We start from the raw sequence: 310 nt of genomic DNA, 5'->3' as shown, positions 1-310 counted from the left end.
CGCGCACGAGGCGCGGGCGCGGCCTCCTCGGCAACCGGGCTCTCGACAGCCTCGGCCTCCTGCGCACCGGCAGCGCTCACCGGTACGGCGGTCTCGGCGGCGGCCTGCGGGGCCTGACCCTCGGCCTCCTGCGCGGGGGCGGAGCCCCGGCGGCGGCGCCGACCCCGGCCCCCCTGCTCCTGGGAGGGCTCCTCGGTCTCCTCGACCGCCTCCTGCGCGGGCTCCGGATCGACCTCGACCTCGGCTTCGGCGGCCGCGGCGGCCGCGGCCCGCTGCGGCGTCTGGAACTCGGGCTCGGTGGAGGCGGCCG

General features: G+C 81.0%; 1 protein-coding gene. It reads right to left on the bottom strand.

Annotation, left to right across the window (positions count from 1 at the left end; genetic code table 11):
* Window positions 1-310: hypothetical protein (locus ADK57_RS17435; RefSeq protein WP_159050086.1), on the bottom strand; the 310-nt coding region annotated here is incomplete at both ends.

It is taken from the genome of Streptomyces sp. MMG1533, assembly GCF_001279775.1.
Taxonomy (GTDB): Bacteria; Actinomycetota; Actinomycetes; order Streptomycetales; family Streptomycetaceae; genus Streptomyces.
The sequence above is the reverse complement of the archived record's forward strand: the minus strand, read 5'-3'. Positions and strand labels throughout refer to the sequence as shown.